The organism is Pseudomonas sp. UBA1879 (assembly GCF_002338065.1).
GTDB lineage: Bacteria > Pseudomonadota > Gammaproteobacteria > Pseudomonadales > Pseudomonadaceae > Aquipseudomonas.
Genome location: NZ_DDHJ01000014.1, coordinates 95,783 through 109,688, shown reverse-complemented (window position 1 = coordinate 109,688; position 13,906 = coordinate 95,783). Strand labels below are relative to the sequence as shown.

The window sequence follows — 13,906 nt, the reverse complement described above, 5'->3', positions numbered from 1 at the left end:
TTACTCAATGTTCTGCACTTGTTCGCGCATCTGCTCGATCAACACCTTCAGGTTGACCGCGGCTTGTGTGCTACGAGGATCGAAGGCTTTGGAGCCCAGTGTGTTGGCTTCGCGGTTGAGCTCCTGCATCAGAAAGTCCAACCGACGCCCGGCTTGTCCGCCGGCCTTGAGCACCCGCCGCACCTCGGTGACGTGAGTGCTCAGGCGGTCCAGCTCTTCAGCGACGTCACTCTTCTGCGCGAGCAGCACCATCTCTTGCTCAAGGCGCTGCGGATCGAGCTCGGCTTTCATGTCCGCGAAGCGATCAAGCACCTTCTGGCGTTGAGCGGCGAGCATCTGGGGCACGAGGGTGCGCAGGGTAGCGACTTCGGTCTTGATCAATGTCAGCCGTTCGTCGAGAAGTTTGGCCAGATCGGCACCTTCGCGGGCGCGGCCTGCTTTCAATTCGTCCAGCGCTTCGTTGAACAGCGCCAGCGCGTCATGGTTGAGGGCTTGCGGGTCGGCGGCATCGGCCACCAGCACGCCGGGCCAGGCCAGCACTTCCAGCGGATTCAGCGCCGCCGGTTGTTTGATCAGACTGGCGACGGTTTCGGCAGCGGCCACCAATTGGCTGGCGCGTTCGCGATTGACCTGCAACGGCTTGCCAGCGTTTTCTTCGGTAAAACGCAGGGTGCATTCGACCTTGCCACGAGAGAGGCCTTGGCGCAGTGCTTCTCGCACAGCCCCCTCCAAGTCTCGGAAGGCCTCCGGCAGGCGCAAATGAGGTTCGAGATAACGATGATTGACCGAGCGCAGTTCCCAGCTCAGCGTGCCTTGAGTGCCGGCTCGTTCGGCACGGGCGAAAGCCGTCATGCTGTGCACCATGGGAAATACCTCTAACAAGTCAGGCGTACGGGGCGATGTGCCGCCCGAGGGGGTCGTGAAGAAACGACAGGCTATAAAGGCGCAGGATTGTAGCTCAGAGCGGGGGCGCGCCCAAATGTGGCGTTGTCAAAGTCGCGGGAAAATGTCGCCGTTTCGCTGTCGTACAGCGCCTTTCTATAACCCCCGGGGCGCGGTCGCGCTCATTGAAACGTTACAAGGTGTCCCAAGGCAGGGCGAGCGCCCCTATAATGCACGTCAGTTTTCCGTCCCAGTACAGGTATCCCAGATGAAACGTCCAAGTGGTCGCGTTGCCGATCAGCTCCGCTCGATCCGCATCACCCGCAACTACACCAAGCACGCCGAGGGTTCTGTGCTGGTCGAGTTCGGCGACACCAAGGTGATCTGCACCGTTAGCGTCGAGAACGGCGTACCGCGTTTTCTCAAAGGTCAGGGCCAAGGCTGGCTGACGGCTGAATACGGCATGCTGCCGCGTTCGACCGGCGAGCGTAACCAGCGCGAAGCGAGCAAAGGCAAGCAAGGCGGTCGCACCCTGGAAATTCAGCGCCTGATCGGCCGTTCACTGCGTGCCGCGCTAGACATGTCCAAGCTGGGCGACATCACGCTGTACGTGGACTGCGATGTGATTCAGGCAGACGGCGGCACGCGCACCGCGTCCATCACCGGTGCCATGGTCGCGTTGGTCGATGCGTTGAAAACCATCAAGAAGCGCGGTGGTCTCAAAGGAGGCGACCCGCTGAAGCAAATGATCGCTGCGGTTTCCGTCGGCATGTATCAGGGCGAGCCGGTGCTGGATCTGGACTATCTGGAAGATTCCGCCGCCGAAACCGATCTGAACGTGGTCATGACCAGCGCAGGCGGCTTTATCGAAGTTCAAGGCACTGCCGAAGGCGCGCCGTTCCAGCCTGAAGACCTGAACGCCATGCTGGCGTTGGCCCAGAAAGGCATGAACGAAATTTTCGAATTGCAAAAAGCAGCGTTGGCAGACTGATTGCCCGCTGAGTCGCTTGCCCCATAACCGTCAGAACAGGGAACGCATGATGATCGACCAAACGCCGTTGAATACGCCAGGCAAGGAAGTCCGTCAGTGGGCCATGATTTGCCACTTCGCGGCGTTTATCGGCTTGATTTTCCCCTTCGGTAACTTGCTGGGCCCACTGATTGTCTAGCAGCTGAAGAAGGAAACGGACCCGTTCATCGACAGCCAAGGCAAGGAAGCGCTCAACTTTCAGATCACCGTCGCCATTGCGGCAATGATCTGCTTCCTGCTGATGGTGATCGTTATCGGCTTTCCGCTATTGATGCTGGTGGGAATTGGGGCATTGGTGCTGACGATCATCGCGGGGATCAAGGCCAATGACGGGATTGCCTATCGCTATCCGTTTACCTTGCGGTTGATCAAGTAGCCTGGACGCGTGCGCACTCGCGTGGGAGCCGGCTTGCTGGCGAAGGGGTCAGGTCAGACACCTCAACGGTGAATGGCACACCGTATTCGCCAGCCAGCCGGCTCCCATAGAAGTTATCCGCGCGGGCCCAGATGCGAGCCAATTAAAAGCCGACTTCACGTCGGCTTTTTTTGAGCAACTGGACGTCAGATGGTCAACGTCCAGTCGTAGTCCACGATCAGCGGCGCGTGTTGCGAGAAACGCGGCTGGCGCGGCAAGCGTGCGCTGCGTACGAAACGGCGCAGGCCCGGGGTCAGCAATTGATAGTCGAAACGCCAGCCCAGATTCAGCATCTCGGCCTGCTCGTTATCGGGCCACCAGCTGTATTGGTCGCTCTCACGGCTGACTTCGCGCAAGGCATCGACATAGCCCATGTTGCCGACAATCTCGTCCATCCAGGCACGTTCCGGCGCCAGGAAGCCCGGTGACTGTTGGCTGTCTCGCCAGTTCTTGATGTCCAGTTTCTGCTGCGCGACGTAGAGCGAGCCACAATAGATGTACTCGCGACGTTTACGCCGCTGCTTGTCCAGGTACTTGCCGAAGTCGTCCATGAGCTTGAACTTCTGGTTCAAGTCTTCATCGCCGTTCATCCCGGACGGGAGCAGCAAAGTTGCGATACTGACTTTATCGAAATCCGCTTGCAGGTAACGCCCGTAACGGTCGGCTGTTTCAAAGCCCAAACCGTAGATCACCGCCTTTGGTTGCAGTCGCGAGTAAAGTGCCACGCCACCCTGGGCAGGAACTTCGGCATCGCGGGCATACAGGAAGTAGCCATCCAGTTGGAAGGCTGGATCATCCATTTCAAAGGCGGAGGCACGGGTGTCCTGAAGGCAGATGACGTCGGCATTCTGGGCTTGCAGCCAACTGAGCAACCCACGCTCGACTGCAGCCTGAATACCATTAACGTTCACACTGATGATCCGCATAAATGGCCCCAAAAATCACGTGCGTGTATGATACCCGAGCTCTCCCTAATTAGCTAAATCCGTGGTATTCGGGGCTTTTTTCATGCAAGCGTATCAGCGCGAATTCATTCGTTTTGCCATCGATCGCGGGGTTTTGCGCTTCGGTGAGTTCACGTTGAAGTCGGGGCGCACCAGTCCTTACTTCTTCAACGCAGGTCTTTTCAACAGCGGGTCGGCACTTGCCCAATTGGGTAAGTTCTACGCAGCGGCTGTAGTGGAAAGCGGTATTTCCTTCGATGTGCTGTTCGGGCCTGCCTATAAAGGTATCCCCTTGGCGGCCGCGACTGCAGTTGCCTTGGCCGATCGCCACAATCTCGATCTACCGTGGTGTTTCAACCGCAAGGAAGCCAAGGACCATGGCGAAGGCGGTACGCTGGTTGGCGCGCCATTGACGGGCAACGTGCTGATCATCGATGACGTGATCACTGCTGGCACCGCGATTCGGGAAGTCATGCAAATCATTCAGGCACAGGGCGCGACAGCTGCTGGCGTGTTGATTGCATTGAACCGGCAAGAGCGTGGAAACGGCGAGCTTTCCGCCATTCAGGAAGTCGAGCGTGATTTCGGCATTCCGGTGGTTAGCATCGTTTCGTTGAATCAGGTCCTTGAGTTCCTGGCAGACGATCCGCAACTCAAGCAGCATTTGCCCGCTGTGGAAGCGTATCGGGCGCAGTACGGCATCTGAAGGGTCAGGGGATCGCGTTGTTATGCTCAAACTGGGCACGGTAGGACTTTCGTTGCTGCTGATGATGGGGTGTATCGCGAGCGTGCAGGCCGACGACGCCCCCGGCATGGTGTTCTATCGCTACATCGATAGTCGCGGTGTGACGGTGATCGACCGCCAAAGCGTTCCTACGGAGTACGCCGGTAAAGGGTATGAAGTCTTGAACATGCGTGGGCGTGTGATTCAGGTCGTCCCTCCTGCACCCACCGGTGAGCAGGCCCGTCAGGCCCAGGCCGCTGCGCAAGCCGCGAAGGCGCAGGCTGAGATGGATGCCCAACTGATGCGTCTATACAGCAGCGTGACTGACGTCGATCGGGCTCGCACGCGTAAGTTCGCTGAACTGGATTCGCTTATCTCCGTGGCGCGTAGCAATATCCAGGGGCTTGCGAACCAGCAGGTATCGCTTCAGAGCCAGGCGGCCGATCAGGAGCGTGCTGGCCGAGCGGTGTCTCAGAGCCTCATCGATCAGATGAATGACGCGCGCGATCAGCAACAGCATCTCAATGACGATATCGCGCGTTATCAGGCTGCCAAGGAGCAGGCTGACAAAGGGTTCGCGCAGGACCGGGCGCGGTTGCAGCAGTTGCTCGCGCAATAACCTTGCTCTATGAAAAGGCCCCGTCGGTATGCACCGGCGGGGCCTTTTTGACATCTGTGGATCAGTGACGCTTGCGGTTGCTGATCAGCGTACCGACGCCTGTGTCGGTGAAGATTTCCAGCAATACGGCGTTCGGAACACGACCGTCAATGATGTGCGACGTGGTCACTCCGCCCTGAACGGCCTCCAGTGCGCAGCGGATCTTCGGCAGCATGCCGCCGTAGATGGTGCCGTCGGCGATCAGGCCGTTGACTTGCTCAGTGGTCAGACCGGTGAGCACCTTGCCTTCTTTGTCCATCAAACCGGCGATGTTGGTCAGCAACATCAGTTTCTCGGCCTTGAGGGCTTCGGCGACTTTGCCTGCCACCAGGTCGGCGTTGATGTTGTAGGACTCGCCGTCAGCGCCCACGCCAATCGGCGCGATCACAGGAATGAAATCGCCCTTGACCAGCATGTTCAGCAGGTCGGTGTTGATGCCGACGACTTCGCCCACGTGGCCGATGTCGATGATTTCCGGCTTGGTCATCTCTGGCGTCTGGCGGGTGACGTTCATCTTTTTCGCGCGGATCAATTGCGCGTCTTTACCGGTCAGGCCGATGGCGCTGCCGCCGTGGCGGTTGATCAGGTTGACGATGTCTTTGTTGACCTGGCCGCCCAACACCATTTCCACCACGTCCATGGTTTGGGCATCGGTCACGCGCATGCCGTCGATGAAGTGGCTTTCGATGGACAGGCGCTTGAGCAGATCGCCGATTTGCGGGCCGCCGCCGTGAACGACCACCGGGTTGATGCCCACCGCCTTCATCAGCACGATGTCGCGCGCGAAGCCGGTTTTCAGCTCTTCGCTCTCCATGGCGTTGCCGCCGTACTTGATCACCAGCGTCTTGCCGACGAAACGTCGGATGTAGGGCAGCGCTTCGGAAAGGACTTTGGCGGCATTGGCTGCGGCATCGCGTTCGAGGGTCATTTGGGCTCCACTCAACAAAGTTTGATCAAAAAGGAAGTTCTAGGTCCGGTGCTACGTTGTGCAGTTGGGTACGGAACACGTCCTTGATGCGTTGCAACTCGTCCTCGGTCTCGGCTTCGAAGCGCAACACCAGCACGGGGGTGGTATTGGAGGCGCGAACCAGGCCCCAGCCTTTCGGGTAATCGACACGCACGCCATCGATGCTCGTCAGGTTGGCATTGCCCCACTGTGCGTCCTGCTCCAACGCCTGCATGATGCTGAATTTGCTGGCTTCGGTGACCTTGACGTTGATCTCCGGGGTCGACAGGTCGTTCGGGAACGTCTGAAACAGCTCCTCGGCGCTGAGCTTTTCCTGACTGAGGATTTCCAGCAGACGTGCAGCACTGTAAATACCGTCGTCGAAGCCAAACCAACGCTCTTTGAAGAAGATGTGGCCGCTCATTTCGCCCGCCAGCAGCGCGCCGCTTTCCTTCATCTTCTTCTTGATCAGCGAGTGACCGGTCTTCCACATCACCGGGCGACCGCCATATTCCTGAATCAAGGGAATCAGGCGGCGGGTGCATTTCACGTCAAAAATCACATCTGCGCCCGGGTTGCGCTTGACCACATCGCGGGCGAACAGCATCAGCAGCCGATCGGGGTATATGACGCTGCCCGCATTGGTCACGACACCTACGCGATCACCATCGCCGTCGAACGCCAGGCCCAGATCAGCGCCGGTCTCTTTCACCTTGGCAATAAGGTCTTGAAGGTTTTCCAGCTTGCCCGGATCCGGGTGATGGTTCGGGAAGTTGCCATCGACGTCGCAGAACAGCGGAATGACTTCGCAGTTCAGCGCGGCGATGAGTTCCGGCGCGATAACGCCCGCTGCGCCGTTGCCGCAATCGATCACCACTTTGAGACGACGTGCCAACACCACGTCGCTGGTGATCTGGCCCGCGTACAGCCCCAGAATGTCGACTTTGTTCACACTGCCTTTGCCCGGCGGCAGTTGGTTGCGTTTGATGCGGTCGTGGAGCGCAAGAATCTGTTCATTCGCCAGCGTGTCGCCCGCGATAACGATTTTGAAACCGTTGTAGTCTTTTGGATTGTGGCTGCCAGTGAGCATCACGCCGGTGCGGCCTTCCAGCACGTTGGCGGCATAGTACAGCGCCGGGGTCGGGACGAGGCCGACGTCGCTGACGTGGCAGCCGCTGTCGTACAGGCCTTTGATCAAATGGGCGACGAGTTCGGGACCGGACAGGCGTCCGTCGCGACCTACCGATACGTTGGCTTCGCCTTGGGCCAGACTTTGTGCGCCGACGGCGCGGCCAATCCAGTAGGCGGTTTCCGCGCTCAGGGTTTCACCGACGATGCCGCGAATGTCATAGGCACGGAAGATCGAGTCCGGGAAATCAGGGGCGATGGATACGGTGCTGCTCATTGCGTGGGCTTGCTCCGGCTTCTGAAATGCTTCCGATTCATCGAGCATGTCGAGATCGAGGATGTCAGTGTCCTGAAACAGCGGGTCGGTCAGCTCGGCTTCATCGCTTTCTAGCGTTTCGAACACGGCCTTGCTGGTCATCGAACCTGACGTGGGGACGGGCGAGCCAGGATTGGCTGCCGTGACAGGCGGGGCAGGTTGGTTGCGCAACGAAAACCTCGCCAGGCTCTGCGCCAGGCCGTTCAGGGCCGGCATGCTCAAGCCGAAGGCTTTGACGGCTTTGCCCCCTGAGAGTTCTTGGAGCAGCTGCTCCAGCTGGCGGGCGTCCGCGGCAACGCGTCGCTTGAGAGCGCTTTCATTCAGATACAGACCCAGCAGCACGCTACCGATCGCCACCAGTGCCGCCAAGAGCAGCATGAGCGAGGGTGGGGACGTATTGAGAGCGGGCCCAGGGGTAAACGTCAGCTTCCAATTTGGGTAGCCCGTCGGAAAGTCCATGCCCCGGCCGCCGTCGGACTGGCCGCGTGTCAGAAAGCTCTGCGCGGCGGCATCGCCGAACTGCTGGCTGAGTACCGTTTGGCCGACTTCAGCGGGCGCCTCGGGCAGTGCATTGGTCAACCGTTGCAGCTTGAACGCCAGCAACAGGGTGCCCGTGATTGGGGCATCGGCTGACGCCCGTAGGGGCGCGACGCTGTAAATCATCCAGCTGTCGCCCACTTTTCGCGCTTCAGGTGCCGGGGTTTCGCCCTTACTGGCTTTGGCGAGCATGTCCAGCGTGGCGAAGCTGATCGGCAGCGGCCCCTGATTGTCGACGCTGTTGAAACCCAGCGGACTCAGACGCGCGCCGATCACGCTGTCCCGATACAGCAGGCGGTTCTGCGCATTCTGGATCTGCAGCGGATCATTGCTTTGCAGTGCTTCAGCGAGCGCGCCGTCGGTAGCCGCGGCCTGGGTGCCCGCGGTCATCTGACGCAGCGTCTTGCCGATGGCCCCGGCTTGTGCGGTGCCCCAGGCTTGAGCGAGTTGATCCTTTTGCTGCGGCTGGCTGAGCAGGCCAAGCCAGACCAGAACGGCGGCGGCGACCAAGCCGATGATGGCGGGGAGCAGCCCTGGACTGGCCAGGCTCAGATTTGAATCCTTGACCGGTGCGTCAGTCGTTTCCGGGCGAGAAACCGCCTTCGCTGTGCGCTTGATGCCTTTCAAACTGGACTCTCCCTGCTCTGCCTGAGGTGTATTCGGTTCTTATATGGGTTGGCCGACTCAAGCGTTAGCGACATCCGTGCCAAGGGCTTTGCGCGGTATCAGTGGCTGCCGGAATGGCCGAAACCGCCTGCGCCACGCTGGCTTTCGTCGAACGCCTCAACGATTTCAAAGTGCGCCTGCACCACTGGCACCAGTACCAATTGGGCGATGCGTTCACCGATGGCAATCTTGAAAGCGGTCTGGCCACGGTTCCAGCAGGACACCATCAGCTCGCCCTGGTAATCGGAGTCGATCAGACCAACGAGGTTGCCCAGCACAATGCCGTGCTTATGACCCAGGCCCGAGCGCGGCAAGATCAGCGCAGCGAGGCTGGGGTCTGCGATGTATATCGACAGGCCGGTGGGGATCAGGAGGGTCTGACCGGGTTCCAGCACCGTTTCCTCTTGGAGCATGGCGCGCAAGTCCAGCCCGGCGGAACCTGTGGTGGCGTAGGCCGGCAGCGGGAATTCGTCGCCAATGCGAGGGTCGAGGATTTTGGCTTGTAGAGCGTGCATACGTAATTAAACCTGGTTCAAACGTTCGGCGATAAAAGTCATCAGCTGGCGGGCGATCTTGGCCTTGCTGGTCTGGGCAAAGAGCGTCGTGTGCAGCCCTCGGTCGATCACGCTGCAGGCGTTTTCTTCGCTGTTGAAGCCAATGCTGGGATTGGCGACGTCGTTAGCGATGATCAAGTCGAGGTTTTTGTCTTTGAGTTTGCGTGCAGCGTAGTCGAGCAAGCGTTCGGTTTCAGCGGCGAAACCGACACTGAAAGGACGATCCGGACGCTGGGCGATGGTGGCGAGAATATCCGGGTTGCGGACCATTTGCAGCAAAAGGCCATCACCGTTCGTAGGGTCTTTCTTCAGTTTATGTGGGGCGACGACTTCGGGGCGGTAATCCGCGACCGCTGCCGAGGCGATGAACAGGTCACAGGGCATTGCGGCTTCGCACGCGGCGAGCATGTCGCGGGCGCTGACCACGTCGATGCGGGACACCCGGTCAGGCGTTTGCAGGTTGACCGGGCCGGTGATCAGCGTGACGCGGGCACCAGCCTCAGCAGCGGCCTGCGCGAGTGAAAAGCCCATTTTCCCGGAGCTGTGGTTGGTGATGTAACGCACCGGATCGATGTTTTCCTGAGTCGGCCCTGCTGTAATCAACACGTGCTTGCCGGTCAGGCTCAAGCGCTGAAAGCAATCGGCAGCCGACTGCGCCAGGTCATTGGGTTCGAGCATGCGGCCATACCCCACATCGCCACAGGCCTGACTGCCACTGGCAGGGCCGAAGGTGCGAAAGTCACGGCTTTCGAGGGTTTGCAGATTGGCCTGAACGGAGGGGTCGCGCCACATGGCCTGGTTCATGGCCGGGGCGACCGCGACAATGGCATCGGTGGCGAGGACCACGGTGGTCAGCAGGTCATTGGCGATGCCTTGGGCCAGACGCGCAATCAGGTCGGCGGTGGCAGGGGCGATCAGCACCATGTCAGCCCATTTGGCCAGATCGATATGCCCCATGGCCGCTTCTGCAGCGGGGTCAAGCAGGTCGAGATGCACTGGGTGTCCGGACAGTGCCTGCATGGTCAGCGGGGTGATGAACTCGGCGCCGCCTTTGGTCATGACGACCCGCACTTCGGCCCCGTGGTCCTTCAGCCGGCGAACCAGTTCAGCGCTCTTGTAAGCTGCGATGCCGCCGCCCACGCCGAGGACGATGCGTTTCCGATACAGCCGCTGCATAGGCCTGCCTTTCAGTCGAGTTACACGCGGCAATCATGTGACCTCCCGAGGCCGGATCGACGCGTAAAAAAGATGGCTAAGATAGCACAGCGACCGCATGGGGACAGCGGCGCCCACAGACAGGGAGGTGCTATGAGTATTCGCGATTGGCCTGCGGCGGAGCGGCCACGGGAGAAGCTGCTGGAGCGAGGAGCGTCGAGTCTCTCCGATGCCGAATTGCTCGCCATTTTTCTGCGTACTGGCGTCTCGGGGAAAAGCGCCGTCGACCTTGCGCGTCACCTACTGACGCGGTTCGGCAGTCTGCGTGCGCTGCTGGAAGCCAAGCTCCCCGCGTTCAGCGCCGAATTGGGCCTGGGGCCTGCCAAATACGCTCAGCTGCAAGCGGTCATGGAAATGGCCAAACGGCACATGGGCGAAAACCTCAAGCGCGGTTCTGCGTTGAAGAGCCCTGCACACGTACACGCCTACCTCAAAGCCCTGCTGCGAGACGAACCTCACGAGGTATTCGGGTGCTTGTTTCTGGATAGCAAAAACCGGGTTCAGGCGTTCGAGGCGCTGTTTCAAGGGTCGATCAACATTGCGCACGTGCATCCCCGGCAGGTGGTCAAGCGAGCGCTGGCGCATAACTCGGCGGCAATCATTCTCTGCCACAATCATCCGTCCGGGGTGTGTGATCCCAGCGACGAGGATGTCGAGCTGACCCGGCTGTTGAAAGAAGCCTTGGCGATGATCGACGTAGTGGTCGTTGATCACGTGATCATCGGGGATGGAAATCCGACGTCGATGGTGGAATTGGGGTTGATGTAAGAGAGGGGCTGTCCGGGTGCCCCTGCAGAAGTGAGCGTGCTCGCGATGGGTGTCTCAGCCGACGAAGATAGGTCGTCTGAAATGACGTCTCGCGAGCAAGCTCATTCCTGCAACGGTTTGCCTTTCAATTCGTCTATGCAGTGCTTTACTTCACCGTCACCTTGGAAAAATCCTGCCGTCCAAACGGGCTGACGTTGTACCCCTGCACGTTCTTGCGGGCCAGGGCGAACGCCGTTGGATGAGCCAGCGGCAACCACAGTGCCTGTTTCTGGATCTGTTCCTGTGCCTGGTGATAGAGCTTGCTGCGCTGGCCCTGATCGGTCACGGCTTTGCCTTGGCTGATCAGCTTATCCAACCCTTGATCGCAATAGCGTGCGAAGTTGGTGCCGGACTTCACGGCAGCGCAGGAAAACTGTGGCGTCAGGAAGTTATCCGGATCGCCGTTGTCGCCCGCCCAGCCCATGAACAGCAGGTCGTGCTCGCCGGTTTTGGCGCGACGAATCAGCTCGCCCCATTCAATGACCTTTATCTCGGCCTTGATGCCGACCGCAGCGAGGTCGTTCTGCAGCAATTGCGCGCCGGCGCTGGGGTTCGGGTTCAGCAGGCTGCCTGACGGACGCGTCCAGATCGTGGTTTTGAAACCCTCTTTAAGCCCCGCCTTCGCCAGCAATGCCTTGGCCTTGGCGACGTCATGCTTGTAGCCCGGCAGATCGCTGGCATAACCCCAGGTGTTTGGCGGGTACACACCATTCGCCGCCCGCGCCGAGCCTTCGAACACCGCCTTGAGGTACGTGTCCTTGTCGAACGCCAGGTTGATCGCCTGGCGCACTTCCGGTTTGTCCAACGGTGGATGTTGGCTGTTGATGGCCAGGAAAGCCGTCATGAACGCGTCAGTCTTTTCGACTTGCAGGTTCGGATCCTTGGCCGCTTCAGTGACATCCATGGGCTTGGGCGAAAGGGCGATCTGGCATTCGTTCTGCTTGATCCGCTGCAGGCGCACGTTGGCGTCCGGGGTGATCGCATACAGCAGCGTATCGACGGCTGGTTTGCCCGCGAAGTAATCCGGGTTGGCGGTGTAACGCACGACCGAATCCTTCTGGAAACGTTTGAAGACGAACGGCCCTGTGCCGATGGGCTCGCTGTTCAGCTTCTCTGGCGTGCCCGCTTTCATCAGTTGTGCGGTGTATTCGGCGGAATAAATAGACGCAAACCCCATACTCAGGGTTGCGAGGAACGTGGCGTCCGGGTGATCGAGCGTGATACGAACGGTGTGAGCGTCAGGCGCCTCGACTTTCTTGATCAGCGATGGCCACTGCATGGACTGGGCATGCGGGAAACCCTGCACCGCGACCTTGTTCCATGGGTTCGCCGGGTCGAGCATGCGCTGAAAGCTGAACACCACGTCGTCGGCGTTGAAGTCGCGGGTCGGCGTGAAGTACTCGGTGTGATGGAATTTCACGCCCGAGCGCAATTTGAAGTCATAGGTCAGACCGTCCGGCCAGACGCTCCAGCTTTCAGCGAGGCTGGCCACCAGCTTTCCGGTCTGGGCGTCGTAGTCCACCAAGCGATTCATCAGCACGTCGGCCGAGGCATTAGTGGTGGTCAGCGAGTTGTACTGCACCACGTCAAACCCTTCCGGGCTGGCCTCAGTGCACACGCTCAGGCTGGTGGCGGCCTGTGCCATGATTGGCGCGCTCAGGGACGCAAGCAAAAAGGGTAAAACAGCTAGGCGCATGGCGATTGTCCTTTCAGAGATAGCCCATCTGCCGGCGCAGTCTGGAGAGAGAGTTACCCTAGACCATGGATAGACGGACGACAATCACTGCGGCGCGACGAGTGGTATATTTCCCCTCCCGCCCATTGCGGCTGGCCCTGCTAGCCGTCAAGCCTGGCGTTTCTTTCAGGTAATGCGTCGTTTGTGTTGTTGCGCCTGAGCCTTTCTGGTATAAAGCAGCGCTCTTTTCTAGGGGCCCGCTTCCTTCTTCGTAGGTGTGGCCGGTAAGACCCCTGAAGAAACGCGGCGCCTAGCGCCATGACTGAGAGATTAAGCGGCCAACCCATGCCGGGTTGGGCATGTGGTTTTAGAGGGCTGAGGCATGTCGAGAGTATGTCAAGTTACCGGTAAGGGTCCGGTAACCGGGAATAACATTTCCCACGCAAACAACAAAACCCGTCGTCGTTTCCTGCCAAACCTGCAGCATCACCGCTTCTGGGTTGAGAGCGAGAAACGCTTTGTACGTCTGCGCGTATCTGCTAAAGGCATGCGTATCATCGACAAGCGCGGCATTGATGTCGTTCTGGCCGAAATTCGCCGTGATGGCGCTAAGGTTTAAGGGAGAAAATCATGCGTGAATTGATCCGTTTGGTGTCGACCGCTAACACCGGCCACTTCTACACCACCGACAAGAACAAGCGCACTACCCCGGATAAAATCGAAATTAAAAAATTCGATCCGGTTGCTCGCAAGCACGTGATCTACAAAGAAGCCAAAATCAAGTAATTGATGTTCGCCTCTTACGAAAAAGCCCGTAGCGATGCGGGCTTTTTTGTGGGCGATGGTTTTTCCGAAGTCCTGAAGGAGCTTGCTTGCGATAGCCCTGTGTCGGCCTTGGGTAAATGTCTGACTGATGGAAATCGCGATCGAGCTCACTCCTACATAAGCGTGCTCGTGGCTTATATCTTCTGTTCAAACACCACATAAATCTTGCGGCAGGGCTCCAGCACTTCCCATGTGCCTTTGAACCCCGCCGGAATCACAAAGCGATCCCCTGCGCGCAGTGTCTTGGCGTTCCCTTCCTCATCGCGCAGCACCGATACACCCTGCACGATTTCGCAGTATTCGTGCTCGGTGTAATTGACCGTCCATTGCCCAACTTCTCCTTCCCACACGCCCGCGTTCATTTGCCCACAGGGGCTGTCGTAATGGTTGTAGACCGTCTGCTCAGGGTTGCCCTTGAGGATTTTCTCCGGAGCGGGCGTGTATCGCTCGGCGTGGGTGTTGGCTTCGCTGAAGTCGACGATGTTGTCGATGTTCATGTCCTGGCTCCTGAAACGGCGGTGGAAGTGGGTGATTGGATAGGCAGGGCGGGTGATAGTGCCCTGCCTATGGGTGCGCTGATAGGC

At 59.2% G+C, this 13,906-nt stretch carries 14 protein-coding genes and 1 pseudogene; 7 read left to right on the top strand and 8 right to left on the bottom strand.

Features of this window, described 5'->3' with window-relative positions; all coding sequences use genetic code 11:
- On the bottom strand, window positions 1–864 hold the full coding sequence (locus B3N48_RS13975; RefSeq protein ID WP_296184639.1) for a YicC/YloC family endoribonuclease: 864 nt from the start codon (window positions 862–864) through the stop codon (window positions 1–3).
- Window positions 865–1,150: 286 nt separating this feature from the next.
- Between B3N48_RS13975 and rph the strand changes: the two genes are divergently transcribed.
- Both rph and B3N48_RS13965 read left to right on the top strand, forming a co-directional pair.
- Window positions 1,151–1,873 (top strand): ribonuclease PH, encoded by a 723-nt coding sequence (gene rph / locus B3N48_RS13970; RefSeq protein ID WP_296184638.1) that lies wholly within the window; start codon window positions 1,151–1,153, stop codon window positions 1,871–1,873.
- A gap of 46 nt (window positions 1,874–1,919) precedes the next feature.
- Window positions 1,920–2,288, top strand: a pseudogene (locus B3N48_RS13965) (DUF4870 domain-containing protein).
- Between the two features lie 185 nt (window positions 2,289–2,473).
- Here B3N48_RS13965 and B3N48_RS13960 read toward each other — a convergent pair.
- Window positions 2,474–3,253: an exodeoxyribonuclease III gene (locus tag B3N48_RS13960; protein ID WP_296184635.1), complete on the bottom strand. Its 780-nt coding sequence runs from the start codon at window positions 3,251–3,253 to the stop codon at window positions 2,474–2,476.
- Window positions 3,254–3,335: 82 nt separating this feature from the next.
- On the opposite strand from B3N48_RS13960, the gene pyrE reads away from it, so the two are divergent.
- Together pyrE and B3N48_RS13950 are read left to right on the top strand one after the other, a co-directional pair.
- The gene (pyrE, locus tag B3N48_RS13955) at window positions 3,336–3,977 is read left to right on the top strand and encodes an orotate phosphoribosyltransferase (protein ID WP_296184634.1); all 642 of its coding nucleotides are present in this window, start codon (window positions 3,336–3,338) and stop codon (window positions 3,975–3,977) included.
- A 22-nt stretch (window positions 3,978–3,999) separates the two neighbouring features.
- Complete coding sequence (locus B3N48_RS13950; protein WP_414704237.1) at window positions 4,000–4,614, top strand: DUF4124 domain-containing protein; 615 nt, start codon at window positions 4,000–4,002, stop codon at window positions 4,612–4,614.
- A gap of 61 nt (window positions 4,615–4,675) precedes the next feature.
- Here B3N48_RS13950 and argB read toward each other — a convergent pair whose 3' ends face one another.
- The 4 genes from argB to coaBC all read right to left on the bottom strand — a co-directional run bounded on the left by argB (window position 4,676) and on the right by coaBC (window position 9,976).
- Entirely contained in the window at window positions 4,676–5,581 is a 906-nt protein-coding gene (gene argB, locus B3N48_RS13945; protein WP_062379782.1) for an acetylglutamate kinase, read from the bottom strand.
- Between the two features lie 25 nt (window positions 5,582–5,606).
- Entirely contained in the window at window positions 5,607–8,207 is a 2,601-nt protein-coding gene (locus B3N48_RS26915; RefSeq protein ID WP_414704236.1) for a phosphomannomutase/phosphoglucomutase, read from the bottom strand.
- Between the two features lie 98 nt (window positions 8,208–8,305).
- Window positions 8,306–8,761 carry a dUTP diphosphatase gene (gene dut, locus B3N48_RS13935; RefSeq protein WP_296184631.1) on the bottom strand — a complete coding sequence of 152 codons (456 nt, stop codon included), beginning with the start codon at window positions 8,759–8,761 and terminating at the stop codon, window positions 8,306–8,308.
- Window positions 8,762–8,767: 6 nt separating this feature from the next.
- Entirely contained in the window at window positions 8,768–9,976 is a 1,209-nt protein-coding gene (gene coaBC / locus B3N48_RS13930) for a bifunctional phosphopantothenoylcysteine decarboxylase/phosphopantothenate--cysteine ligase CoaBC (RefSeq protein WP_296184630.1), read from the bottom strand.
- Between the two features lie 132 nt (window positions 9,977–10,108).
- On the opposite strand from coaBC, the gene radC reads away from it, so the two are divergent.
- On the top strand, window positions 10,109–10,783 hold the full coding sequence (gene radC, locus B3N48_RS13925; protein ID WP_296184628.1) for a RadC family protein: 675 nt from the start codon (window positions 10,109–10,111) through the stop codon (window positions 10,781–10,783).
- 145 nt (window positions 10,784–10,928) lie between these two features.
- On the opposite strand, the gene B3N48_RS13920 is transcribed toward radC, so the two are convergent.
- Entirely contained in the window at window positions 10,929–12,518 is a 1,590-nt protein-coding gene (locus B3N48_RS13920) for an ABC transporter substrate-binding protein (RefSeq protein WP_296184626.1), read from the bottom strand.
- Window positions 12,519–12,879: 361 nt separating this feature from the next.
- Here B3N48_RS13920 and rpmB point away from each other — a divergent pair, with 361 nt between their 5' ends.
- Both rpmB and rpmG read left to right on the top strand, forming a co-directional pair.
- Window positions 12,880–13,116, top strand: coding sequence for a 50S ribosomal protein L28 (rpmB, locus tag B3N48_RS13915; RefSeq protein WP_108236194.1), 237 nt, complete (start codon window positions 12,880–12,882; stop codon window positions 13,114–13,116).
- An 11-nt stretch (window positions 13,117–13,127) separates the two neighbouring features.
- Entirely contained in the window at window positions 13,128–13,283 is a 156-nt protein-coding gene (gene rpmG, locus B3N48_RS13910) for a 50S ribosomal protein L33 (protein WP_062379766.1), read from the top strand.
- Between the two features lie 173 nt (window positions 13,284–13,456).
- Here the strand turns inward: rpmG and B3N48_RS13905 are convergent, their stop codons facing one another.
- Entirely contained in the window at window positions 13,457–13,819 is a 363-nt protein-coding gene (locus tag B3N48_RS13905) for a cupin domain-containing protein (protein ID WP_296184619.1), read from the bottom strand.
- Window positions 13,820–13,906 lie beyond the last annotated feature (87 nt).

What these genes read in the sequence shown, in the direction of transcription:
- B3N48_RS13975 (WP_296184639.1), bottom strand. Translation starts at nt 864, where the DNA reads ATGGTGCACAGCATGACGGCTTTCGCCCGTGCCGAACGAGCCGGCACT.
- rph (WP_296184638.1), top strand. Translation starts at nt 1,151, where the DNA reads ATGAAACGTCCAAGTGGTCGCGTTGCCGATCAGCTCCGCTCGATCCGC.
- B3N48_RS13960 (WP_296184635.1), bottom strand. Translation starts at nt 3,253, where the DNA reads ATGCGGATCATCAGTGTGAACGTTAATGGTATTCAGGCTGCAGTCGAG.
- pyrE (WP_296184634.1), top strand. Translation starts at nt 3,336, where the DNA reads ATGCAAGCGTATCAGCGCGAATTCATTCGTTTTGCCATCGATCGCGGG.
- B3N48_RS13950 (WP_414704237.1), top strand. Translation starts at nt 4,000, where the DNA reads ATGCTCAAACTGGGCACGGTAGGACTTTCGTTGCTGCTGATGATGGGG.
- argB (WP_062379782.1), bottom strand. Translation starts at nt 5,581, where the DNA reads ATGACCCTCGAACGCGATGCCGCAGCCAATGCCGCCAAAGTCCTTTCC.
- dut (WP_296184631.1), bottom strand. Translation starts at nt 8,761, where the DNA reads ATGCACGCTCTACAAGCCAAAATCCTCGACCCTCGCATTGGCGACGAA.
- coaBC (WP_296184630.1), bottom strand. Translation starts at nt 9,976, where the DNA reads ATGCAGCGGCTGTATCGGAAACGCATCGTCCTCGGCGTGGGCGGCGGC.
- radC (WP_296184628.1), top strand. Translation starts at nt 10,109, where the DNA reads ATGAGTATTCGCGATTGGCCTGCGGCGGAGCGGCCACGGGAGAAGCTG.
- B3N48_RS13920 (WP_296184626.1), bottom strand. Translation starts at nt 12,518, where the DNA reads ATGCGCCTAGCTGTTTTACCCTTTTTGCTTGCGTCCCTGAGCGCGCCA.
- rpmB (WP_108236194.1), top strand. Translation starts at nt 12,880, where the DNA reads ATGTCGAGAGTATGTCAAGTTACCGGTAAGGGTCCGGTAACCGGGAAT.
- rpmG (WP_062379766.1), top strand. Translation starts at nt 13,128, where the DNA reads ATGCGTGAATTGATCCGTTTGGTGTCGACCGCTAACACCGGCCACTTC.
- B3N48_RS13905 (WP_296184619.1), bottom strand. Translation starts at nt 13,819, where the DNA reads ATGAACATCGACAACATCGTCGACTTCAGCGAAGCCAACACCCACGCC.